22 protein-coding genes are annotated in these 22315 nt (G+C 72.7%); 15 read left to right on the top strand and 7 right to left on the bottom strand.

The genetic code is table 11. From position 1 onward, the window contains the following. The 7 genes from KZC50_RS05790 to KZC50_RS05760 form a co-directional block, all read right to left on the bottom strand. On the bottom strand, positions 1 to 744 hold the full coding sequence (locus tag KZC50_RS05790) for a sulfite exporter TauE/SafE family protein (protein WP_301134597.1): 744 nt from the start codon (positions 742 to 744) through the stop codon (positions 1 to 3). Next, positions 741 to 1763 (bottom strand): 2-phospho-L-lactate transferase, encoded by a 1023-nt coding sequence (gene cofD / locus KZC50_RS05785; protein ID WP_310890951.1) that lies wholly within the window; start codon positions 1761 to 1763, stop codon positions 741 to 743. Before cofD ends, KZC50_RS05790 begins: the two co-directional genes overlap by 4 nt. Then, a complete protein-coding gene (locus KZC50_RS05780) occupies positions 1760 to 2599 on the bottom strand; it encodes a uroporphyrinogen-III synthase (protein WP_053546994.1) in 840 nt (279 codons plus the stop codon). Before KZC50_RS05780 ends, cofD begins: the two co-directional genes overlap by 4 nt. Before the next feature lie 170 nt (positions 2600 to 2769). Then, complete coding sequence (locus KZC50_RS05775; protein WP_053546993.1) at positions 2770 to 3063, bottom strand: hypothetical protein; 294 nt, start codon at positions 3061 to 3063, stop codon at positions 2770 to 2772. Next, complete coding sequence (locus KZC50_RS05770; protein WP_310890950.1) at positions 3053 to 3454, bottom strand: phage holin family protein; 402 nt, start codon at positions 3452 to 3454, stop codon at positions 3053 to 3055. The genes KZC50_RS05775 and KZC50_RS05770 overlap by 11 nt, the downstream gene beginning before the upstream one ends. 1 nt (position 3455) lies before the next feature. Next, a complete protein-coding gene (locus KZC50_RS05765; RefSeq protein WP_236967144.1) occupies positions 3456 to 3830 on the bottom strand; it encodes a hypothetical protein in 375 nt (124 codons plus the stop codon). A 101-nt stretch (positions 3831 to 3931) separates the two neighbouring features. Continuing rightward, entirely contained in the window at positions 3932 to 5437 is a 1506-nt protein-coding gene (locus KZC50_RS05760) for a protoporphyrinogen/coproporphyrinogen oxidase (protein WP_310890949.1), read from the bottom strand. Between the two features lie 56 nt (positions 5438 to 5493). On the opposite strand from KZC50_RS05760, the gene KZC50_RS05755 reads away from it, so the two are divergent. From KZC50_RS05755 to KZC50_RS05685, 15 genes are all read left to right on the top strand, one after another. Then, on the top strand, positions 5494 to 6057 hold the full coding sequence (locus tag KZC50_RS05755; RefSeq protein WP_053547159.1) for an HhH-GPD-type base excision DNA repair protein: 564 nt from the start codon (positions 5494 to 5496) through the stop codon (positions 6055 to 6057). A 139-nt stretch (positions 6058 to 6196) separates the two neighbouring features. Beyond that, positions 6197 to 6529 (top strand): hypothetical protein, encoded by a 333-nt coding sequence (locus KZC50_RS05750; protein ID WP_310890948.1) that lies wholly within the window; start codon positions 6197 to 6199, stop codon positions 6527 to 6529. Positions 6530 to 6549: 20 nt separating this feature from the next. Next, a complete protein-coding gene (locus tag KZC50_RS05745; protein WP_236967140.1) occupies positions 6550 to 6861 on the top strand; it encodes a pore-forming ESAT-6 family protein in 312 nt (103 codons plus the stop codon). A gap of 19 nt (positions 6862 to 6880) precedes the next feature. Further along, positions 6881 to 7225 (top strand): DUF6507 family protein, encoded by a 345-nt coding sequence (locus tag KZC50_RS05740; RefSeq protein WP_053546987.1) that lies wholly within the window; start codon positions 6881 to 6883, stop codon positions 7223 to 7225. Further along, a complete protein-coding gene (locus KZC50_RS05735) occupies positions 7225 to 10350 on the top strand; it encodes a hypothetical protein (protein ID WP_310890947.1) in 3126 nt (1041 codons plus the stop codon). Before KZC50_RS05740 ends, KZC50_RS05735 begins: the two co-directional genes overlap by 1 nt. Further along, the gene (locus KZC50_RS05730) at positions 10347 to 11039 is read left to right on the top strand and encodes a UCP033725 family protein (protein ID WP_301134611.1); all 693 of its coding nucleotides are present in this window, start codon (positions 10347 to 10349) and stop codon (positions 11037 to 11039) included. Before KZC50_RS05735 ends, KZC50_RS05730 begins: the two co-directional genes overlap by 4 nt. A gap of 130 nt (positions 11040 to 11169) precedes the next feature. Continuing rightward, a complete protein-coding gene (locus tag KZC50_RS05725; RefSeq protein WP_310890946.1) occupies positions 11170 to 11640 on the top strand; it encodes an NfeD family protein in 471 nt (156 codons plus the stop codon). Positions 11641 to 11693: 53 nt separating this feature from the next. After that, a complete protein-coding gene (locus tag KZC50_RS05720) occupies positions 11694 to 13175 on the top strand; it encodes a flotillin family protein (protein WP_310890945.1) in 1482 nt (493 codons plus the stop codon). Positions 13176 to 13293: 118 nt separating this feature from the next. Continuing rightward, positions 13294 to 14061 (top strand): FHA domain-containing protein, encoded by a 768-nt coding sequence (locus tag KZC50_RS05715; protein WP_310890944.1) that lies wholly within the window; start codon positions 13294 to 13296, stop codon positions 14059 to 14061. 1 nt (position 14062) lies between these two features. Beyond that, positions 14063 to 15211, top strand: coding sequence for a DUF6177 family protein (locus tag KZC50_RS05710; RefSeq protein WP_310890943.1), 1149 nt, complete (start codon positions 14063 to 14065; stop codon positions 15209 to 15211). Beyond that, complete coding sequence (locus KZC50_RS05705) at positions 15211 to 15483, top strand: hypothetical protein (RefSeq protein ID WP_053546971.1); 273 nt, start codon at positions 15211 to 15213, stop codon at positions 15481 to 15483. Before KZC50_RS05710 ends, KZC50_RS05705 begins: the two co-directional genes overlap by 1 nt. Continuing rightward, on the top strand, positions 15480 to 16829 hold the full coding sequence (locus KZC50_RS05700; protein ID WP_310890942.1) for a ubiquitin family protein: 1350 nt from the start codon (positions 15480 to 15482) through the stop codon (positions 16827 to 16829). The genes KZC50_RS05705 and KZC50_RS05700 overlap by 4 nt, the downstream gene beginning before the upstream one ends. Beyond that, on the top strand, positions 16826 to 17641 hold the full coding sequence (locus KZC50_RS05695) for a P-loop NTPase family protein (protein WP_310890941.1): 816 nt from the start codon (positions 16826 to 16828) through the stop codon (positions 17639 to 17641). Before KZC50_RS05700 ends, KZC50_RS05695 begins: the two co-directional genes overlap by 4 nt. After that, entirely contained in the window at positions 17638 to 21816 is a 4179-nt protein-coding gene (gene eccCa, locus KZC50_RS05690; RefSeq protein ID WP_310890940.1) for a type VII secretion protein EccCa, read from the top strand. The genes KZC50_RS05695 and eccCa overlap by 4 nt, the downstream gene beginning before the upstream one ends. Further along, on the top strand, positions 21806 to 22174 hold the full coding sequence (locus KZC50_RS05685; protein WP_301134623.1) for a hypothetical protein: 369 nt from the start codon (positions 21806 to 21808) through the stop codon (positions 22172 to 22174). The genes eccCa and KZC50_RS05685 overlap by 11 nt, the downstream gene beginning before the upstream one ends. The last annotated feature ends 141 nt before the right edge of the window (positions 22175 to 22315 follow it).

Here is a 22315-nt window from a genome sequence, read left to right as displayed (position 1 = left end):
TCAGGCGAAGAGCAGGTACAGGGCGCCGAAGAGCGTCGCCGCCACGACGAGCCGTTCGAACAGCCGCTGCGACAGACGCGGCGCGAGCCACCGCCCGAAGATCGCCGCGGCCACGACGATCGGGGCGAGCACGAGGTCGAGCAGCAGTCCCTCCGGGGTGATCAGACCGAGGCCGACGGAGAACGGCACCTTCGAGATGTTCACGATCGCGAAGAACCACGCCGCCGTGCCGAGGAACTCCTTCACCGGCATCCGCGCCGCGAGGAAGTACATCGACATCACCGGGCCCGCGGCGTTGGCGACCATCGTGGCGAAGCCGCCGAGCGTGCCGTAGGCGGCCGCGGCCACCCTCGGGGCACGACCACTCGCTGCTGCGCTGCCGAATCGGCGTCGCAGCAGCGTGAACGCGACCACGACGAGCAGGATGACGCCGATCACGCGCGTGACCGCGGTGTCGTCCGCGACAGCGAGGAACGCCACGCCGAGAAGGATGCCGACCCCCACCGCGGGCGCGAGCCGCACGAGCGCCCGCCAGTTCACGTCGCGGCGGTACGCGATGAGCGCGATCATGTCGGCGAGGATCAGCAGCAACAGGATGGTTCCGGTCGACTGCCGCGCCGGCAGCACCGCGGCGAAGATCGCCACGGCGATGGTCCCGGATGCCGGGACGGCGGTCTTCGACAGCCCGATCACGACTGCGGCGACGCCGAGGAGCACCCATGCTCCCGCGCCCAGGTCGATCACGTCAGGCCCGCCGCCCGGAGGGCGTCCTCGGCGAGACGAGCCGAGCGCGCGGCATCCGTCATCCACAGCGGCGCGACGACGGGACGGATGCCGGCATCGGCCACGCGGGCGGCCCCGCCGGCGTCCTCCTCGGCGAGGAGCCACGCGTCGAGGAGACCGGAGGGATCGCGGCGGGCACCGTAGTGTGCGGCGACGGCCGCCGCGTCGGTGTCGACCCCGATCGCGGCGAGGCAGACATCCGCCATCCCGCGCACGACCCGGCCGCCGATGATCGGCGAGACCCCGACGACGGGCGCCGCGCTCGCGCGCACCGCGTCGCGGATGCCGGGGACGGCGAGGATCGGCCCGATCGAGACGACCGGGTTAGAGGGGGCGAGCAGGACGACGTCGGCGTCGGCGATCGCGTCGATGACGCCCGGCGCGGGGACGGCCTCGGCGATGCCGGGGTTGTCGAAGCGCAGCGGGCGGAGGGCGGCGCGGTGCCGCGTCCACCACTCCTGGAAGTGCAGGACCCGTTCGGATCCGGGTTCTCCGTCCGGAGCGTCGGCGGCGACGGTCACGCGGGTGTCGACCTCGGCATCCGTCATCGGGATCAGGCGCGCTCCGAGGCTCCATCGGCCCCCGAGCCGCGCGGCGACCTCGGTCGGCGTGGCGCCCTCGCGCAGCCAGCCGGTCCGGGCGAGGTGGGTGCCGAGGTCGAGGTCGCCGAGGGTGAACCACGGCCAGCCGGACCCCCAGGCCTGCAGCTCGGCGCTCACCCGCTCGCTCTCGCCCGCGCGCCCCCAGCCCCGCTCGGTGTCGCCGACGCCGGCGAGGGCGTACAGGAGCGAATCGTGGTCGGGCTGCAGGCGGACGCCCGAGAGCCACAGGTCGTCGCCGGTGTTGACGACGACGGTGAGGCGGGCCGCTGTGTCGTCGATCCCGCGCGCCCGGAGGGCGGCACGGACGCCCAGGACGAAGCGCGATCCGCCGACACCGCCGGCGAGGACCACGATGCGGGGGCCGCCCGCGCGGGTCATCCGCGGTCGTACGGCGGCAGGGGGACCGCGCCGGTGCGCGGGGCGAACTCGTCTTCGGCGTGCGGGAGCGTGAAGCGCGCGACGGCGTCGATGAGCGCGTCGACCGTCTGCTGGTCGGCGATCACGTCGACCTCGAGGCCGGCCTTCAGGGCATCGCTCGCGGTGCGCGGGCCGATCGCGGCGATGATCGTGCTCTCGGGGACCTCGGGGAACTGCTCGTGCACCTGCTCGGCGACCGAGCCGCTCGTCACGAGGATCGCGTTGATGCGTCCCGACCGGACGTCCTCGGCGATCCGCTCGGTGACCGGCACACCGACGGTGCGGTACGCCACGACGCTGCGGACCCGATGACCCGCCTCGGAGAGCATGTTGGTCAGCACGGGTTTGGCGATCTCGCTCCGGAGGGTCAGGATGTCGCGCGCCTGCGGCTCGAGCCCGATGAGCTGCTCGGCCATGCCGGCGGCGGAGTTGTCCTGCTCGGGGACGAGGTCGACGCGGTACCCGACCGCGAGGAGCGCGGCGGCGGTGGTCTCGCCGACCGCGGCGACCTTGGTCGACGCCGGGATGGCGGCGCGATAGGCGTAGAGCACGTCCACGGTGGTCGCACTCGTGACGGTCAGCCAGTCGAAGCGACCGGCGGCGAGGTCCGCGAGCGCGTTGTCGAGGCTCGCCTGGTCATTCGTCGGCGCGAAGTTGATGAGCGGGGCGATGACGGGCGTCGCACCCTGACGGCGAAGGGTGGCGGCCACGCCGTCTCCCCACGGGCCGCCGCGGGGCACGAGCACGCGCCAGCCCGCCAGGGGCTTGGGCGGACGGTGTGCTGCGGCAGAATTCATGACATCGACTCTCGAGGTGCTCGGTCGGCCGCCCTCACCTCGAGCAGCCGCCACGCGGGACGAATCGGGTTCGCGCGGTCGGCAGCATCGCACCATTGCACTGCCTTGCATGCGAGCATACCCCCGGCCGCGTGGCTCGCGGACGATCCGCCGCCGGGGTCAGGGTCGCGTCAGCGTGCGTAGCCGCGGACGAGCGCCCACACCGCGGTGCCGATCAGCGCGGCCGCACCGACGACGGCGGCCGCGGCGAGGCCCGGTTCGCGGCGGCGGAACTCGCGCGCCTGGGCGACCTTCTCGTCGACGACGTGGCTCACGCGGCGCGGCACGTTGGCTTTCACCTCGATCGCGGCGAGGGCCGCCTTCAGCTCGGCGCGCGCCTTCTCGACGGGATCGGTGATCCCGAGCGGGACCCCCGTGCGCGGCACCGGGATCGGGGTCCGGGAGTTCCTCAGGTCAGAGTCCATCACGGATCGCCTCCACATCTTTCGCGAGCGCCTCAGCGGGGTTCTCCGCCTTCGCCATACGGCGGAAGCGGAGGATGCCGAAGAGCGCGAGCACACCGGTCAACAGGAGCATCGCCAGGAAGAGCACCAGCGCCGACAGCCACACGGGCCACCACGACGACAGGCCGGCGACGATGAACGCGCCGAGGGCCGGGATCGACCAGAAGAGCACGACGAGAGCGGCGACGAGCCACCCTGCGCCGATGCCGGCATCCTTCGCCGTGCGCTTGACCCAGCCCTTGGCCGCGTCGATCTCGGCGACGACGAGGTTGCGGACGAGTTCGGGGATCTCGCCGACGAGAGTGAAGATCGAGTCGTCGGCGCGATCACGGAAACCGCGCGGGGTCGTCATGTCAGGAACCACTGCCTTCGGTCGAGAGGTCGTCGGCGGCCTGCTTCGCGGCGCGAGCCGACACCTTCGCGGTCTTCTGGATCTCGTCGGCCGATTCCGCACCCGCAGCTTTGACGCGTTCGACGCGCTCTTCTGCCGTACCCTTCGACGCTGCGGCCTTGGTGACCTTCACTGCGGAGTTCCACAGGGTGCTGGGGAGAGCCATCGCCGCGGACGCGGCGAACTCCTTGACCTTCACGACCTGGCGCTGCACCGGTTCGGCGCTCCACACCTTGTCGGCCTGGGTCTTGATCTGCTCGTAACGCTCGCGACCGGCGCGCGTGCCGAGGACGTACCCGACGGCCAGTCCGAGGACCACTCCTGCTTTGCCCCTCATGGGGTCTCCTCACGATCGGTTCTGCGCTGGAAAGTGAGTCCCAGAGTAGCGGCGTATGCCGATTCCGGCATCCGCCCTTGACATTGCCGTCGATACGGGGTTCACTGCCCGCGCTCGGCCGCGAACAGGCGCGCGCGGCGGACCCGTTCGGTCTCGTCCGCGGCGTCGGCGACCACGCGCGCGAGCCCGCTTCCGGACACCCACGCGCCGACCACTCCGAGCCCGTCGACCCCAGCGGCACGGGCGCGGATCTCCTCCGCCTCCTCGGGCTGTCCGAGGGCGGATGCGGGCCGCGCGAGCTCGAAGCGGGCGCGGTGGGCGTCCGCGACGGTCGGGAGGTCGACGCCCAGGAACGCCTCCGCCTCGGTGCGCGCGAGTTCGATCGCCTCGGCGTCGCCGAGCGCCGCCGTCGCGGGGGCCTGAAGAGAGGAGCCGAAGGCGACGGTGACGAGGTGACGCCCGGCGCCGAGCTCTCCGGTGAGCCACGGCCAGCGTGCCGACTCGACGACCACACTGTCGGCCGCGCCCGTCCCCGGCACGGCGTGCACGGTGGCGGCCCGCGGCGCGGCATCCGTGTCCGGTGTATCGACGACGAGGGTGACCACCTCGCGCGTGACCGATCGCGACGTCCCGAGGTCGCGGCCGAGAAGTCCGCCGAGCAGGCGCCGCGCATCGGTCTCGCCGGTGGCGACGATCACGAGGTCGGCGACGCGGGTGGGGGACGACTCCCCCTCGTCACCCTCGTCGTCCACGAGCACATGGTCCTCGTCCACGGCGACCTCGTACACGTCGCCGACACGGACGATGCGCTCCACGCGCGTGCCGGTCTCGATCTGCACGTCGCGCTCGACCAGGCGCGCGACGAGCGCGTCGACGAGTTGCGGCATCCCGCCGTCGAGGCTCTTCAGCGGGGCGCTCCCGCCCCGCTCGGCGCGTTCGGCGCGCAGCTCCGCGACGGCGGCCTGCAGCGATCCGGTGCGCGTGAGCGCGGCGTTGAGCTTCGGCACGGCGTGCCCCACGTCGATCTCGTCGGGTGCCAGCCCGAACCCGCCGACGCTGAGAGGGGCGACCAGGCGGTCCACGACGTCCTGTCCCATCCGGGCACGCACGAGCGTGCCGAGGTTGCGCTCGCTGCCGATCGTGAGCGGGGGGCGCACGCGGTCGAGATAGGCGCGCCACGTGCCGCTCCACCCGATCACCGCGCGCACGGACTCGTCCCACGCGTTCTCGGGGATGCCGAGGATCGTCGCCTCCGGTGCGGGCACCGACCCGACCTTCGGCACGCGCGCGATCCAGGTCGCAGTTTCCGCAGCCTCGACGACCCGGTCGGTCAGGCCCGCATCGTCGACGAGCTCGTCCACGGCGCCACCGCGGGACGACCAGCCCCAGGGACCCGTGCCCACCGTCGCCCCGGCCAGCTCGACGCGTCGGAGCGTTCCGCCGAGCTCGGGCGCGGCCTCGAGCACCGTGACGGCCATGCCGACCTTCGCGCACTGCCACGCCGCGGCGAGGCCCGCCAGGCCCCCACCCACCACGACCACGCGGGTTTCGCGGGCGCGGGCGGCCAGATCGTCGACGGTCATTCCGGCTGCACTCACGGCATCCATCCTCCCATTCGGACCTCCCCGCCACCTGGACGGCCGGGCGGGGCATGATGGAGCGCATGACGCTGCACATCACCGGGGACGCCGCGGCCGACGAGCTGCTCACCGACGATCCGCTCGCGCTCCTCATCGGCATGCTGCTGGACCAGCAGGTCGCGATGGAGGTCGCCTTCGCGGGTCCGCTGAAGATCCGCGAGCGCACGGGGGCGATGGATGCCGCAGCCCTCGCCGGCTACGACCCGGACGCGCTCGTCGAGGCCTTCCGCGAGAGCCCCGCGGTGCACCGCTATCCGGGGTCGATGGCGGGGCGCGTGCAGTCGCTCTGCCAGGCGGTCGCCGAGGACTGGGACGGGGACGCCGCGCAGATCTGGACGCGAGACGATCCCGACGGCGCCACGGTGCTCAAACGCCTGAAGGCCCTCCCCGGCTTCGGCGAGCAGAAGGCGAAGATCTTCCTCGCTCTCCTCGGCAAGCAGTACGGCTTCACGGGCGACGGATGGCGCGAGGCCGCAGGCGCGTACGGAGACGAGGGATCCTTCCGATCGGTCGCCGACATCGTGTCGCCGGAATCGCTCGCGAAGGTCCGCGAATACAAGCGGGAGATGAAGGCCCGTAAGGGCTGACGGCGCTTACCACAGACGATCTGTCCGCCGAAAGGGGGACAGACGTCTCTTGCGGGCCTGGGTTAGCCTGTCGGAGTTCTTCATCGAGGACCTGATCGGTGCGCGTGCGCGCGGCCGAACGACGAGAGGAAGTGGACGCATGAAGTTCGCCATGGGTGCTGACACGCTGAGCGTGCTGACCAAGACCACCTCGGGCTCCAGCGACGAGCTCGCCGCGCTGGTGCGCCAGCTGCTCGAGGCGGCCGAGCCGCTCGAGGGCCGCTTCCAGGGTGCCGGCCGCTCCGCCTTCGACCGTTTCAAGGCGCGCACCGACGCGATCTCCGGTGAGCTCAAGGCATCGCTGGACGCCGTCCTCATCGGTATCGGCGGGATGAACCGCTCCTTCCTCGAGGGCGAGTCCGCCATGGTCGACTCCACCCAGTCGCTCGAGTCGGGGTCGCAGTTCGACGCCGCCCGTTTCGGATCGCGCTGAGCGCAGAGAGGACGATCACCATGGTCAATCAGGGCGACCGTCGCGACTACGACATCGCGGCATCCCAGAACGCACAGGACAACTTCAACCGCGTCGCATCGCAGCTCGAAGCCGTCATCGACCAGCACGACCGCGATGTGCAGGCGGCGATGGCCGACTACACCGCGGAAGGCGTGTCGGAGGATTACCGCGCCAAGGAGCTGCGGTGGAAGAACGCCGCGGCCGAGGTCCGCGGCATCATCCAGACCCTGCGCTCGTCGCTCGAGCGCAATGACGAGTCGGCGCAGGATGCCCTCCGCAAGGCGCGCGCCGCTGTGGAGTCGATCGGCTGAGCCGGTCTGAACCGAGCCCATGACGAACTGGAGCATCCAGCCGTCGGGGGTCGCCGAAGTTCTCCAGTCCGTCAACCCGCACGCCGAGGCGCTCGGGACGGCGCTGGCTGAGCTCGCGCCGGCCCTCGAGCTCGCCGTGACGGCGACGCAGTCCCCGGCCATCTCCGAGGCGGTGCAGTCCTACTTCCAGCAGGAGGAGGCGCCCCGGATCCAGGCGATGAACGCGCGCATCGGTGCGGCCGCGAACGGCGTCGTCACCGCGACACAGGCGTACGTGACCGGAGACCTGGAGATGGCCGCGAACGCGCAGTCGGCCAGTGTCGCCGCGATCTTCCCGCCCTCGCTCCCGCGGGGGGTGATGTGATGGCGACCGCGATCAATCCCGAAGCCATCCCCGGCGCCGACCTCGACCCCGACACGATCGAGGCGCAGGCCGGCGTTGTCACCTCCGTCGCATCCCGCGTGCGCGAGAACGGCTCGGATGTCCACCTCAAGTGGCAGGGTATGGCGGGCGTCTACTCCGCTCCCGAGTCGGGGCGGCTCCTCGGCCTCATGCAGCCGGTCTCGTCCCAGGCGACAGCCGTCGGCGACAACCTCGACGTCGTCGCCGGAGCGTTGAAGCGCTTCGCGGCCGACATCCGTCCGATCAAGGCGGAGCTGGATTCCCTGCGTGCCCAGGCGGTCGCGTTCAACGCGGAGATCGCCGGCGGCGTGAGCGTGCGGGAGGTGAACCCCGCGTGGATCAACTCCCAGTCGAGCTACGGGGGCGCGGCCTCCTACTCGTACTCGTCGTCGTCGCTCGGCGGGGGTTCGACGTCGACCGCCGACATCCCGCAGTACCGCACGGTCAGCAAGGAATGGCACGAGGTCCAGTCCTACGTCGACCGCAACAACGACCTGATCGGCCAGGTCAACGCGCAGCAGACGGCTCTCTGGGAGGCCGAGCGGGCGTGCGCGAACACGATCCGCGCGCTCTACGGCGCCGCGGGCCTGCGCGCCTACCAATCCGAGGACGACGCGCTCGGCTACGGACTGTCGGAGATCCCCGAGGGCACCGAGATGCCGTGGGGCGCCGAAGTGGAGCGCACCGAAGGCTGCGGCGAGGCCACCGCGAAGTTCGTCTTCAAGGACTTCCTGTGGGAGGGCATCGCCGTCGGCGGTGTGTGGGGGACGATCGAGGGCCTCGGCACTCTCGTCCTCGGCTACAACCCCGAGACGGGCGACTGGTTCTCCGGCGACGCCTACGGGGCCGCGTGGGGCAACCTCGGCATGCTCGGAGCCGCCGGGCTCATGAACAGCGGGCTGCTCGCCCCGATCTTCCAGGCCGACTCGCTCGCCCAGTCGATGGGCGGGGACGGATTCCTGCCGCAGGAGGTGCGCGACTTCAAGGCGGATGCCGACGAGGTCGCCGTCAACACCGGCAAGGCGCTCATCGCGTGGGACAAGTGGGCCGATGACCCCGGCACCGCGCTCGGCGAGAGCGTCTTCAACGTCGGCACGATCCTGATCCCCGGCGGCGCCGCCGTCGCCGGCGTCAAGACGGCCGGGACGGCGGCATCCGTGCTGTCGAAGATGTCGCGCGCGGTCGATGTCATCGACCCCGGTGCGTGGGCCGTGAACGGCGCGACGCGCCTCGGCTCGCTCGGACTCGGCAGCCTCGACAACCTCATCGGCAAGGTCGACGGCTTCGAATCGCCGAACATCGAGGTCTACACCGCCACGGACGCCGCCTCCGGCATGCAGCTGCTCGACGACTTCGGGGTCGACCCGAACACCGTCACCGCGCGCGTGGACGGTGCCGGCAACAACGTCCTTGAATTCCCCGGCGGGAAGATCGAGATGCCCGCGGGCACCTTCGACAACGCTGCGGGCGGCGCAGTGCGCGCCGGCGACGGCGGGGCGGAGACCTCGGTCGCAGCTCCCGTCCGCGAACCCGAGCTCGTCACCTCAGGCGGCGTTCGTGGCGAGACGACTCCCGGAGCGATGAACTCCATCGTCGACGACGCCCCCGTCCGCACCGAGACGGGCGGCACCGGTGGCGAGTCCACGGTCGTCCGCGAGCCCGACACCGCCACGGGCGGCGACGCGTCCGGAGGCGAGGGTCCGGGCGGATCCGGCGGTTCCGGTGTGGAGGGCTCCGACCTCTCCAGCGGAGGACCGGACGATGTTCCTCCCCCGGGTGGGAACGGTGGCGACCCCGCTCCCGCCGCGGCGGGAGACGAGGGCGGATGGCGAAGCTCCGAGGGGGCGGACCTCAGCCTCGACCCGGCGCAGCGCGCCGCCGTCGATGAGTACCTCGCCGGATCCCGCGCCGCCGAGCCGCGCATCACGGCCGACATGCAAGCCGTTCAGGATCTGCACCCCGAAGCGCGGATGGAAGGCCTCGAGTACCGCCTCAAGGGCGACGAGTCGATGTACCGGAAGGTGGCCACCGAACTCGACCAGATGGCACCAGGTGCGCCGGCCGGTCCGGTCGTCGGCGGGATGAAGGACAGCATCCGCTACACCTTCGTCGTCGCCGAGGAGTCTTACACCGCCGGCGTGAACGGCATCATCGGCGACCTCTCCGCGCGCGGCTACGAGCCCGTCGGGGCGCTGAAGAACACCTGGGGCTCCGACGGATACCAGGGCATCAACAGCAACTGGGTGGACCCGCAGAGCGGCCGCATCATCGAGGTGCAGTTCCACACGGACGCGAGCCTCGCCGCGAAGATGGATGCGCACGGGCTGTACGAGCAGTCCCGACTCCCGGGGGTCGACAGCGAGACCCTTGCGCAGCTCAACGCGGAGCAGGCGGACATCTTCGGACGCGTGGATCGCCCCGACGGGGCCACCGACATCGACTGGCCGGCGCCGAGCCGCGGGGTCGGCATCGACGACCACGCGTTCTTCACCGGAGCCCTCGACGACCAGGGCTGGTCGACGGCCGAGGCGAACACGATTCGACGGACCCCCCTCAGCGATCTGACCGACGCGCAGGCGGAGGGTATCCACCAGTTGCGTGAGTCCGTCCCTCCCGTCACACCGGGAACTCCGATGTCGAAGGTGATCCCCATCGACGACATCGACAAGTACATCGGCGGGGAGTACTCGCAGCTGGGCGGGTTCATGACGCGCGCCGGCGACTACGACGGAGGGAGTCGCTCCCTCGCCGAGGTCGTCGACGAGCTTCGCCTCGACTACACCGACAGTCCGTTCACGCGCCCGGACGCGGACCGGTTCGCGGTCATCGACTTCGAGGCGGGGGCCGGGGTGTCCTTCGATGTCCCGTACGGACCGCGCCTCGGTGGTGACCACGATTGGCCCGCTCCCTTCACGGGCAACGGGTTCACGGCTGCCGGGAGCGATGTGATGGTTCCTGAGTTCGTTTCCTCCGGACGCTTCACTCCGCCCGAAGGCGCGGTGATCTCTGTCGTGGAGAATGGCTCCAAGACCCCGGTCGCGGTCTACACGAACGGTGAGTTCCGGCGAATCGGAGGGGCGCAGTGACGAGCGGATTGCGGCGTGGCGGCCTGTACGGGCGTCTGAATGGCGTCCTGTACGCCGCCAATCGCGACACCCGGGGCGATCTCGTGGTGACGTCCGACGATCCGGCGACCCTCGAGCACGGGTTCGAGGACCGCTACGGCGTCGGCACGTACACCCGCGCGGTCTCTCCGGGCGAACTCGACGAGCTGTTCTCGGTCTCCCACGAGGGGACTTATCGCGGGTCCGAGGTCTCGGTGGCCGTCAACGCGCGGGGGCGGGTGCTGGTCGGGACTTCCCGCGCCGATCTCGCCGACACGCTCGATCTCCCGCGGGTCGATAAGGGCTGGTGGGAGCGCGAGATCGATCCCGACGACCCGGATCTGGTCATCCGCGAGGTTCTCGAGCAGCATCCGGTCGGCGGGACGGAGAACAGCGCACACGCGGATGCCGGCATCGACCCCGATCGCTATTTCGCACAGTTCGGCCCCGACCGTACGCCGAACGGGATGCTGCGCCGCCACTTCACGCCGACCGGTTTCGAAGACCAGGTCCTCCGGGATGTCGACACGTGGGCTCCCGATCGCCACGCCAGCGTGCAGGCCGCGATCGTCAACGCCCTCGAATCACCGTTGGAAGAGATCACCGCCGACCAAGCCCGCGAATTCGAGCAGATGGTGGCGCAGCGGAGCTACCGGCCGTTCTCGTCCTGATCCACAGCCCCGTCTCGAGCGGACCACGCTTTCCGAGAGATTTGGACACTTTGTCCACATATCGGGATGCCGCGCCCAACCCGAGTTGCCCCGCCCCCTAGGCTGAGGGCACACTGCCGAAGGGGGACTCGTGCTGCTGCCGTTCCTGATCGTGGGCGGGGTCGGTCTGGCCGTCCTGCTCATCTCGCTGATCGTCGGCGACATCTTCGACCACTTCGAGATCGGCGAGGGGGCGATCTCGGGCACCGCCCTCGGCATCGCCGCCGTCGTCTTCGGCGCCGCGGGGGTCTTCACCTCGCAGTCCGGTCTCGACACCATCTGGGCCTACGTGCTCGCCGCCGTCTTCGCGATCGCCGCCTACGTGCTCGCCCTCGTCGTCGTCAAGCGTCTCACCAAGACCTCCGACGGCGCGCCGCTCAGCGCGATCGGCCTCACCGGCGTCTCGACGTCGCCGATCTCCGCGTCCGGCGGCGAGGTCAGCCTCGACGGTCCCGGCGAGATCGAGCGGCGCCTCGCGTACTCCGACGAGCCGATCGCCGAAGGCATGCGCATCCGCGTCATCGCGCACAGCGGCACCCGCGTCAAAGTCATCCCCGAGTAAGTCCCCTCGGGTACCACCCTGTCGTCCCCACTCCCCACCTCCGAGAGGACCCCATGTTGGACCCGCTCCTGATCCAGGTCATCGCGATCATCGCCCTCGTCATCGCGGCGGTGGCGCTGCTGATCTTCATCGCCCGCCGCATCCGTCGCGTACCCCCGAACGAAGCCCTTGTCATTGTGGGCCGCGGCGCCGGCCGCGCCGCGCCCGGCGAGAGCGTCGGCCAGCGGGTCGTGATCGGCGGCCGCACCTTCGTCTGGCCGATCCTCCAGCAGGGCTTCTCGATCTCGCTCGAGCAGCGCCAGATCGGCATCACGGTCGAAGGTGTGGACAAGAACCGCATCAAGATCGCCATCAAGGCGTCCATCAACTTCAAGGTCTCGGGAACCGAGGAGGGCGTGCGCCGCGCCGCGCAGCGCTTCCTCTCGCAGCAGGGGACGCTGACCGACATCATCCGTGAATCCCTCGAGGGGTCGCTCCGCTCCATCGTCGGCGACATGACGATCGAGCAGATCATCTCCGACCGCAAGAGCCTGTCGGACCGCGTCGTCGCCGAGACGAAGGCCGACCTCGTCGAGCAGGGCCTCCAGGTCGACCTCCTCAACATCAGCGACATCTCCACGCCCGGCAGCGACTACCTCGCCAACCTCGGTCGCGCCGAGGCCGCGCGGGCCCGCCAGGTCGCCGAGGTCAGCGAGGCCGAGGCGTCGCGCGCGTCCGAGTTCGCCCGCATCGAGGCGCAGGAGCAGATCGCCGAGCGCCAGAAGGCCCTCTCGCTCCGCCAGGCCTCGATCAAGGCCGAGACCGACCGCGCGAACGCCGAAGCCGACGCCGCGGGTCTGTTCACCAAGGCCGAGCAGGATCGCCTGGTCGCCCAGCAGGAGCGCGAAGCGCTCGTCGAGCAGGCCCTCGTCACGCAGGAGCGCCTCGACATCGAGATCCGCAAGCCCGCCGAGGCCGAGGCGTACGCCGAGGTGCAGCGCGCGACCGCGCAGCGTGACGCGGCCAACGCCGCCACCGAGGCCGACGCGTTCAAGCGCACCAAGATCGCCGAGGCCAACAAGGTCGCCGCCGTTCAGGATGCCGAGGCCGCGGCCACGGCCGTGCGCCTGTCGGGTGAAGCCGACCGCGACCGCCAGGTGGCCCTCGCCGCCGGTATCGCCGCCGAGGGTGAAGCGCGCGCCGCCGCGACCCGCGCGGAGGGTGTCGCCGAGGCCGACGCGACCGACGCCAAGGCCGAAGCGCTCAAGAAGTACGGCGAAGCCGCCCTCGCCCAGGAGATCATCTCGCGCCTGCCGGAGATCGTCCGCGCCGCCGCCGAGCCGATCGCCTCGATCGACACCCTCACCGTCGTCTCGACCGACGGTGCGTCCGAGATGACGAAGACCGTGGGCAAGGTCCTCGGTGAAGGCACCGAAGTCGTCAAGGGCCTCACCGGGCTCGACCTCTCCGCCCTCCTCCAGGGGATCGCCGCGCGCTCCACGGCGGGCGCCGGAGCGGGATCCGCCCCGAGCGGAGGTTCGGCCTCGGCATCCTGAGCCGATCCGCGCGGGCGGCGTCCACGTCCCCCATATGGGGGACAGGGCGCCGCCCGCGGTCTGGGTTAGCCTGGATCGGCCGTGAAAACCTGCCCCCGACCGGCGATTTCCCCCTGATATGACGACACTTCCGAACGCTCCGATCCCCGAGGTCGATCCGCTCGTCGGCACCGCCCCTGCGCGGCCGCTGTCACGGGTCGCCGCGGCGACCATCGATCTCGCCGTGGTGCTCGTCCTCGCGGCCCTCGCGGTGATCGCCCTCGCCGCGGGGCTCGCCCCTCTCGGCGGGGTGCTGATCGTGGCGACCGTGCTCGCCGCCGGTGCGATCGTGCGCGGCCTCGCCCGCTCCGGCCGCACTCCCGGGCACGCGGCGATGGGGACGCGCACCGTCCGCCGCTCGACCGGCGCCTCCACCGGGCGGGCGCTCCTCCCCGCGCTCGCGCGACGCGATCTCGGCACGGTCGACCTCCGCCGCGGGCGCGATCCGTTCGCCCCGGCGCTGGCTCCCTTCGCGTTCCCCGACCGCGCTGCCCTCCCGCCGGCACGTCCGGTGCGCGGCCGGGTTCCGGTCATCGAACTCGATTCGGGACAGCGGGTCTCCCTCGCCTCGGCGCTCGTTCTCGGCCGCAACCCCTCGGCACCCGTCGACGCGCCCGCAGAGGTCTACCAGTGGCCCGACCTGTCGCGGAGCCTGTCGAAGTCGCACGCGCGCCTGGAATGGGACGGCCGCCGCGTGTGGGTCACCGACCTCGGCTCGACCAACGGCACGTTCCTGCGCACCGACGCCGGTTCCCAGCCCTTCCTCGCCTTCCAGCGCACCCCGGTCCCGGCCGACGCGACCCTCGAACTCGGAGACCGCGAGCTCTCCGTCCGGACGGAAGGCTGACGTGGGCCCCTCCTTCGCACCCCACCCTCTCGAGGACGGCGCCGGCCCCGGCTGGTCGGCGACCGAGACCCGTGCGCCGGTGATCGCGCTGACCGCGGGGATGAGCGACTACCTGCACCGCGTCACCGGCGACGGCGCGCGCGCGATCGTCATCTCGGGTCCGCACAGCCGGATGACCCCCGTCCTCGCGGACGCCCTCGCGGCGGTCCGCGGGCACTGGGTGATCCGCACCCCGGAGGATCCCGCCGCGGTCGGCTACGACGCGCGCACCGGCCGCCGCCTCGCGCAGATCACCGACGTCCTGTCGACGACGGCGCAGCTCGCGGCATCCGATCTCCACCCCGTATTCCTGCGCGCACCGATCTCGAGCCGACTGCAGCTGGTGGCGACGATCTCCACGCGCCACCGGGTCTCGCGACCGGTGCGGCTCGGCGGCGTCATCGAGGCGGCCACGGAGACACTCGTCGACAGCGCGCCCTCGGCATGGGGTCCGACCGAGCCCCTCGTGGCCGCGTGGGACCGCGACGACCTCACCGAGCGCACGCGTCGACGGATGCCGACCGAGAGCCGCTGGGCGGCGAGGGCGTCGGCCGACCACGCGCTGCTGTCGACCCTGCAGGTCGCCCGCACCTCCGAGGGCCTGGAGGAGACCACCCGCGTCTGGGCGGAGCTCGGCGGCCCGGGCGACGCGAGGACCGCGGATGCCGCGCTCTTCGCCCGGCGCCTCCTCGCGCGCGCCGCCGACATCGGGATGCCGCTCCTCGGCATCGCCTTCGCCACGATCGGCGCCCCCGACCTGGCCGTGCGACCGCTGACACCCGCCACCCCCGAACCGCTCGCGCTCCTCGTCGGCCCGCCCGGCATCCGCGCGCTCGGTGTGGACGCGGCGTCCTGGGTCGCTCAGCACGGCGGCACGGTCGTCGGCAGCCCCCGCATCCCGGGCGCCCTCGTCCCCCTCGGCTCGGTCGACGGCGGCGGCTGGACGCGTCTGACGGAGATGCTCGGCACTCTCGACGGAACGCGCCTGTCCGCCCTCCTCGGCGTGGCACCGGAGGTCGCCGCGGCGCTGCGGACCGCCGACGCGGACGCCGCCGCCTCCTCGGCGGCTCCGGCCGCGCCTTCCTCACCTCGGCCCGGAAGCGAGGCCTGATGCCCGACCAACGCGACACGGTCCTCATCGAGCAGGCCAAGATCGAGCGGATGCGGCTCGGCGCCGCCCTGCTCTACGGCCACATCGGCGAGCGCCGCACCGTCAACGACCACCTGAAGCGCCTGATCGGGTCGCTCATCGTCGCGGCCGTCGCCTGCGCGGTCTGCGTCGGGGTGTCCTTCGTCGTGCAGCTCCTCGCCGACCGCGCCGAGGCGAGCACCGCCCCGGCCGCGGCATCCGTCATCGTCGTCCTCGCGGAAGAGTCCTCATGAGCATCTACACCCGCCTCACCGTCGCCGGCGCCACCCGTCGCAGCGAGGTCGTCGTCGCCAGCCGCGAGCCCCTCGGGGCGGCCGTGCCGCGTTTGCTCGACCTGCTCGGCGAGACCTCCGGCACCGTGTCGCGCCCGCTCACGCTCGTCACCCCCGACGGTGAGCAGCTCGACATCGGTCTCTCGCCCGAGCAGCTCGACCTCGTCGACGGCACCCTGGTGCGCCTCGTGCGGCTGGATGCCGCACCGCCGCCCCCGGTCGTCATCGACGTGACCGACGCCGCCGCCGACGCCCACGACGCCCGCCCCGACCGATGGGACGATCGCGCCCGGATGATCGCCGGCGGCACCGGGATCGCGCTCGCGTTCGCCGCGGCGGGCCTGCTCGCGCCGTTCGCCGAATCGGGGGTCGCTGTGGCCACCCTGCTCGCGGCGGTCGTCGTGCTGCTCGGCACCGCGGTCGGCCTCGGGCTCCTCGGCCTCCGCCGCGTGTCCGCGTGCGTCGGCGCCGCCGCGGCCGGTCTCGTCCTGCCCCTCGCCATCGCCTCGTCGAGCGCCGCGCTGGCCGCCGGTGCTGATCCGGGCGCGGCGCTGCTGCTCGCGGCATCCGTCGCCGTCGCCGCCGGCGGCACCGCGGTGCTGCTCGGACGCGGCGTGGCCCTGCGTGCGCCCGGTGCCGCCGCGGGCGGGGCGTGGGGCGCGGTGCTTGCGAGCATCCTCCTCGTGATGCTGATGGCCGGGGTCGCTCCGGCACCCGCCGCGGCGATCGCCGGGACGCTCGCCGCCTTCGCCACCGGGCCGCTCCCCTGGATCGCACTGTCGGCCGCGGGCCTCACCGACCTCGACCGCCGCGTCGCGCGCGGCGAGCGCCTGGACCGCCCGCGCGCCTTCGCCTCGATCGACGACGCCTACGCCGCCCTCACCTGGAGCGTCGTCGGCGTCGCCGCGCTCCTCGCGATCACGGGCACAGCCCTCGTGCTCGCCGACGAGCTGTGGAGCGGCCTGCTCGCGCTCGCCTTCGCGCTGATCGCGGCGCTCCGCTCGCGCGCCTTCCCGCTGCGGATGCAGGGCTGGGCCCTCTGGGCCGCCGTCGCGGCGATCGCGCTCACGGCTCTCCTCACACAGCTGGCGGGCGAGCGGTCGTGGCTCGGCGTCGCCGCCGCCGCGACCACCGCGACCCTCGTGGCCGTCGCGACCCTCGTCGCCCCGCGCGAGCACACTCGCGCGCGCCTCCGCGGCTTCGGCAACGCCCTCGAGACCCTCGCGGTCGTCTCGCTTCTCCCCCTCCTCGTCGGCGCGCTCGGGATCTACCCCGAACTCCTCGGCATGTTCGGCGGCGGATCGTGAGCCTCGACGTCCGCGCCCTCCCCGCCGCCCTGTTCGGCAGCGCCGCCGCCGAACGCGCGCGCGTGACCGGCTGGCACCGCGCAATCGCCACCGAGCTTCCCACCACCCGGCGGATCGGCTTCATCTCACTCGCCCCCGGAACGGGCACGAGCACCCTCGCCCACCGCGTGACCGGCATCCTGGCCTCCCGTCGCAGCGAACCCGTCCTCGCCGTCGACCTCTCGTCCGGCGCGCGTTCGCTCGGCGCGCGCCTCGGGGCAGACCCCACGTCGCCCGACGACACCCGCGCGGGGGCGCGCACGAGCGACGACGCCCGGACAGGCCTCCCCTCCGGCGACGGCTGGTTCGCCGTCCGTCCGGCTCCGCACGACGCGACGGATGCCGAAGAACCCGCCGCCGCCGAGAGCTGGCTGTCCGAAGTCGCGCCCATCGCCCGCTTCTTCGAGGTCACCGTCACCGACTTCGGGGTACGGCATCCGCTCGTCGACCTCGCCACGTGCGCGGCGCTCTGCGACGTGGTCTGCCTCGTCGCGGACGCCGGTCGGACGGCCACCGAGCTCGCCCGCGCCGTGGCGCCCGCCATCGTGTCGCTCCCCGAGCGACCGGGCGTCGTCCTCGCCCTCGTCGACCACGCGCGAGCGGGAGACGCCGTGGCCCGCGCGGTGGACGGCGACCCCGCCCCGGCCGTCGCGATCCCGTTCGACGGCGGACTCCAGGCGGATGCCGCACCCCGCACGCGACCGGCTGAACGGGCGCTGCTGCGCCTGACCGCCGCCCTCATGGCGGCATCCGCATCGGAGGTCGCCGCATGAGCGTCCACGTCGTCCACCGCCCCGCGCGCATCACCGAGCCCGTCGAGGCTCCCGCCGACATCACGCTCGCGCCGCCGCCGCCGATCGGCGAGGGGTCCACGGGATTCCCGATCCAGTCCCTGCTGCCGGTCGTGGGCAGCCTGTCGTCGATCACGATGATCGTGCTGCTGCGCAACAACCCGATCATGGTCGTCGTCGGCGCGGTCATCCTCGTCGTCGCCCTGGTCGGCGGTGTCGGTATGGCCTTCAGCGCGCGCGGGAACGCCGCCCGCCAGCGCCGGGTCCAGCGCGAGCGCTACCTCGACTACCTCGAAGAGCTGCGCGCCGACGTCCGCGAGACCGCCGACGCCCACCGGGAAGCCACGCGGCGCCTGCACCCCGACCCGGCGACGCTGGTGGAGATCGCCGCGAATCCCGCCCGGCGATGGGAGCGGCGACCGAGCGACACGGACTTCCTCCACGTGCGCCTCGGCACCGGCGACCTCCGCGCGGTGGACGTGCTCCTCCCGCCGGAGCAGAACCCGGTGCAGCCGTTCGATCCGGTCATGAAGAGTGCCGCCGAGCGGGTCGTCCGCCTCGCCGGTATCGCCCAGGGCACCCCCGCGGTGCTCGACCTCGAGCGCGGCGGACACGTCTCGCTCATCGGCGAGCGCGCGCAGACCCTGCCGGTGTGCCGCGCCCTCGCCGCGCAGATCGCGGCCCTGCATTCCCCCGACGACGTCCACCTCGCCCTCGTCGTCCCCGAGGAGCGCCTCGGGGACTGGCGCGGCTTCGACCTCCTCCCGCACCTCGCCGGCGCCGAGCCCGCCCCGGGCGCCGTCGCCGCGCGCCGGGTCGCCCCGACCGTCGACGACCTCCTCGCCCTCATCGGCGGGGAGCTCCGCGACCGCAGCGCGACGGCCGCCGCGGCCCGCCGCGCGGGGCGACGCACCAAGCCCGGCCGCCTCATCGTCTTTATCGACGAGGGCACCGAGGCCGCCCGCGCACTCCCGCCGCTGGACGCCGTCCTCGACCTCTCCGCCCTCGGCATCACGGTCATCCACGTCGTCGATGACCGTCTCAAGGAGCCCTCCACCGTCACCGCGCGCGTCACCGTCACCGGCGGTGGGGGCGTGGCCGGGGCGGGCGCCGACAGTGACGGTGAGGACGCGCCCGTCGAGGCCGTGATCGAGACACCGGGGAGCGGCGAGCCGGCGGTCACCGGCATCCGTCCCGATCCGGTGGATGCCGCGCTGCTCGAGGTGATCGCCCGCCCCCTCGCGGGTCTCCGCCTCACGCGAACGAGCGCCGTCGACGCGCAGGGCGCCCTCGCGCCGGATGTCACCGAGCTCCTCGGCATGGACGACGTCGAGAACATCGACCTCCGCGAGGCGTGGCGCCCGCGCTCGGCTGCGGACTTCCTCCGCGTCCCGATCGGGGTCGACGACCGTGGCGGCCCCGTGCTGCTCGACCTCAAGGAGTCCGCGCAGCTCGGCATGGGCCCGCACGGCATCTGCATCGGCGCGACCGGGTCGGGCAAGAGCGAGCTGCTGCGGACGCTCGTGCTGGGCCTCGCCCTCACGCACTCCCCCGACGACCTCGCGATGATCCTCGTCGACTACAAGGGCGGTGCGGCCTTCGCGCCGTTCGCGCACCTCCCGCACGTCGCCGGCCTCATCGACAACCTCGCCGACGACCCGCAGCTGACCGAGCGGGCGCGCGAGAGCATCCAGGGCGAAGTCGTACGACGCCAGCGCCTGCTGAAGGAGGCCGGGAACGCGGCATCCATCGGCCACTATCGCGAGCTGCGCCGTGAGAGGCAGGACCTGCCCGCCCTTCCGCACCTCTTCCTCGTCATCGACGAGTTCGGCGAGCTGTTGACGGCCGAACCCGACTTCGTCGAGCTGCTGCTCACCATCGGCCGCATCGGCCGCTCGATCGGCGTGCACCTGCTGCTGTCGAGCCAGCGGATCGAAGGCGGACGCCTGCGGGGCCTCGACACCTACCTGTCGTACCGCATCGGACTCCGCACCTTCTCGGAGGCCGAGTCGGCGGTCGTCCTCGACACCCCGGACGCCTTCCACCTGCCGGCGATCCCCGGCTTCGGCTACCTCAAGGTCGACACATCGGTCTACACCCGCTTCCGCGCCGGGTACGTGTCGGGGCCCGTCCCCGAGCGGCGCGAGGACGTCCGACCCGACGACGCGCCCCCGCCCGTGCGCGAACTCCCCGCCTACGACCTCGTCGCCGACGAGACCGAGGACGACACGGATGCCGCGCCCGGCCCGGCCGCGCCGACCACCGGCCGCACCCTCGTCCAGGCTGCGACCTCGCGTCTCTCGCGCGGTGTCGCCCGCACCATGCCGGTCTGGTTGCCGCCGCTTCCGCCGGTGCTCACCCTCGGCGGCGTCCTGCCGAGCGCCGAGCAGCGCGCGGTGGGCGACCTGCGCGCCCCGATGGGACTCCTCGACGACCCGACGCGCCAGCGGCAGGCACCGTGGATGCTCGACCTCACCCGCTCGGGCGGCCACGTGTCGATCACCGGCGCCCCCCAGTCGGGGCGATCGACGTTCCTGCGCACGCTCGCGGCATCCCTCGCCTTCTCCCACTCGCCGCGCGAGGTCAGCATCTACGGCATGGACCTCACCGGCGGTGGCCTCAGCCGGATCGAGCCGTTCCCGCACGTCGGCGGCGTCGCCACGCGCGGGCACCGTGAGCGGCTCACCCGTCTGCTCGAGGAGCTCACCGCGATGCTCGCCACGCGCGAGCAGGTGTTCCGCGACCAGGGCCTCGATTCCCTCGCCGACCTCCGCCGACAGCACGCCGCGGGGCGGATCCCGCAGCTGCCGAGCGCCGACGTGGTCCTCCTCGTCGACGGACTCGGGGCGATGCGCACCGACTTCGAAGACCTCGAGCCGGCGCTGTCGGAGCTCCTCGAGCGCGGCGGCAGCTTCGGCATCCATGTCGTGGTCACCCTCTCGCGGTGGAACGAGCTGCGGATGAACCTGCAGAGCCTCATCGGCACCCGGCTGGAGCTGAAGCTCAACGACCCCGCCGACTCGCAGATCGCGCGGAAGCTCTCGGCGACGCTGCGCGCCGACGAGCCGGGCCGCGTGCTCACCGACGACAAGCTGTTCGCGCAGATCGCGCTGCCGCTGCTCGAAGAGGTCGACGACGCCGACGTGGGCGAGGCGCTCGAGGCGATCGCGCGCGATGCCGCCGCGCGCTGGGGCGGCCCGGGCGCAGCGCCCATCCGGCTGCTCCCGGACGACCTCGCCCCCGAGGAGCTGCCGGACCCGCTCGACGAGCCGGACGAGATCCCCCTCGGCCTCCGTCAGGACACGATGCAGCCGGTGACACTCGACCTCGCCACGCGCGATCCGCACCTGCTCGTCCTCGGCGACAGCCGCTGCGGGAAGACGACCGTGCTGCGCGGCATCATCCAGGGAGCCATCGACCGGCACTCCCCGGAGGAGCTCGTCATCGCGCTCATGGACGCCCGCGGCGACCTCGTCGGCGACATCCCCGACGCCTACCTCGGCGGACACGCGACCAGCGGGCGCCAGGCGCGGCAGCTTGCCGAGTCGATCGCGGTCGAGCTCGACAAGCGCGCCGGGAACCGCGATGCCGCGGGCCCGCGCATCCTCGTCGTCGCCGACGACTTCGACATCCTCGCCGCCGGCGGGGCCGAACCGCTGCGGCCGCTGCTCGCCTCGCTCGCGTCGGCGCGCGATCTGCGCCTGAACGTCGTCGTGGCGCGGCCCGTCGCCGGGGCATCCCGCGCGATGTTCGATCTCGCCCTGCAGTCGGTGCGCGACACCGGCGGCACCGCGCTGGTGATGTCGGGCGACCGTTCGGAGGGGCAGCTGCTGCCCAAGCTCTACGCCGAACCGATGATCGCCGGACGCGGACGCCTCGCCCGCCGTGGCGAGCGCCCCGCCCTCGTGCAGATCGCCCACTTCGCGCCCGTGGGGACCGACGGCGCGGGCGCCGGGGTGGGAGTTGCGGCGGAGCCCGTCGCGCCGGGTGCGGTTCTGGCTGAGTCCGCAGCGCCGGGTCCCATTTCGACTGAGCCGGCGGCACCGGTTGCGACAGGGCCCGACGCGTCGGCGCCGGTGATCACCGACGTACCGGATTCCGCGCCGGACGACGACGACCCGCCGACGCGGCGCCGAAGGAGACGCGATGCCCCGTAGCAGCGTGGTGCTGAGCCCGAGCGCGCTCGGCGCCGACGAGATCGACGCCGCCGCACGGCGGGTGTGGGAACTGGCGGGTGCGACCGCGCCGCTGAACCTGCGCGAGGTCGACGACGGTGCGGCGCTGCAGGTGCGCGGCGGCGAGACGGTCGTGCTCACCGTGCTGCGCCCGCGGCTCCTGCCGACGCTCGACGAGGTCGCGCGGCTCCTCCCCGGGGTGGCCGACCTGCCGTCCGGCACCCGGTTCTGGTCGGATGCCTACACGCCGTGGGAACCCGAGGGCGCGATCGGCGTCGCGATCCTCGACGCCGTGGTATCGGCATCCGGTGCCCGCGTGGTGCACCACGGCCTCCGCTGACCCGCCGCCGCCGCCCGCCTCCCGTACCGAACTCCTCAGATTCGCGCCCCAATCCGCCCGTTCCGCCCGTTCCGGCGCGAATCAGCCCGGATCAGAGGAGTTAGGCACACCCCGGCGCCACCCCCGCGGTCGCCCGTGGGC

The sequence above is a fragment of the Microbacterium aurantiacum genome (assembly GCF_031625015.1).
Classification (GTDB): Bacteria; Actinomycetota; Actinomycetes; order Actinomycetales; family Microbacteriaceae; genus Microbacterium; species Microbacterium aurantiacum.
Note: the sequence above shows the minus strand (reverse complement) of the source record. Positions and strands in the feature narration are given on the sequence as shown.

Excerpts from the sequence above, each read along its gene's own strand:
- cofD (WP_310890951.1), bottom strand. The coding sequence starts at position 1,763 with ATGACCCGCGCGGGCGGCCCCCGCATCGTGGTCCTCGCCGGCGGTGTC.
- KZC50_RS05780 (WP_053546994.1), bottom strand. The coding sequence starts at position 2,599 with ATGAATTCTGCCGCAGCACACCGTCCGCCCAAGCCCCTGGCGGGCTGG.
- KZC50_RS05775 (WP_053546993.1), bottom strand. The coding sequence starts at position 3,063 with ATGGACTCTGACCTGAGGAACTCCCGGACCCCGATCCCGGTGCCGCGC.
- KZC50_RS05770 (WP_310890950.1), bottom strand. The coding sequence starts at position 3,454 with ATGACGACCCCGCGCGGTTTCCGTGATCGCGCCGACGACTCGATCTTC.
- KZC50_RS05765 (WP_236967144.1), bottom strand. The coding sequence starts at position 3,830 with ATGAGGGGCAAAGCAGGAGTGGTCCTCGGACTGGCCGTCGGGTACGTC.
- KZC50_RS05760 (WP_310890949.1), bottom strand. The coding sequence starts at position 5,437 with ATGGATGCCGTGAGTGCAGCCGGAATGACCGTCGACGATCTGGCCGCC.
- KZC50_RS05755 (WP_053547159.1), top strand. The coding sequence starts at position 5,494 with ATGACGCTGCACATCACCGGGGACGCCGCGGCCGACGAGCTGCTCACC.
- KZC50_RS05750 (WP_310890948.1), top strand. The coding sequence starts at position 6,197 with ATGAAGTTCGCCATGGGTGCTGACACGCTGAGCGTGCTGACCAAGACC.
- KZC50_RS05745 (WP_236967140.1), top strand. The coding sequence starts at position 6,550 with ATGGTCAATCAGGGCGACCGTCGCGACTACGACATCGCGGCATCCCAG.
- KZC50_RS05740 (WP_053546987.1), top strand. The coding sequence starts at position 6,881 with ATGACGAACTGGAGCATCCAGCCGTCGGGGGTCGCCGAAGTTCTCCAG.
- KZC50_RS05735 (WP_310890947.1), top strand. The coding sequence starts at position 7,225 with ATGGCGACCGCGATCAATCCCGAAGCCATCCCCGGCGCCGACCTCGAC.
- KZC50_RS05720 (WP_310890945.1), top strand. The coding sequence starts at position 11,694 with ATGTTGGACCCGCTCCTGATCCAGGTCATCGCGATCATCGCCCTCGTC.
- KZC50_RS05715 (WP_310890944.1), top strand. The coding sequence starts at position 13,294 with ATGACGACACTTCCGAACGCTCCGATCCCCGAGGTCGATCCGCTCGTC.
- KZC50_RS05705 (WP_053546971.1), top strand. The coding sequence starts at position 15,211 with ATGCCCGACCAACGCGACACGGTCCTCATCGAGCAGGCCAAGATCGAG.
- KZC50_RS05700 (WP_310890942.1), top strand. The coding sequence starts at position 15,480 with ATGAGCATCTACACCCGCCTCACCGTCGCCGGCGCCACCCGTCGCAGC.
- eccCa (WP_310890940.1), top strand. The coding sequence starts at position 17,638 with ATGAGCGTCCACGTCGTCCACCGCCCCGCGCGCATCACCGAGCCCGTC.
- KZC50_RS05685 (WP_301134623.1), top strand. The coding sequence starts at position 21,806 with ATGCCCCGTAGCAGCGTGGTGCTGAGCCCGAGCGCGCTCGGCGCCGAC.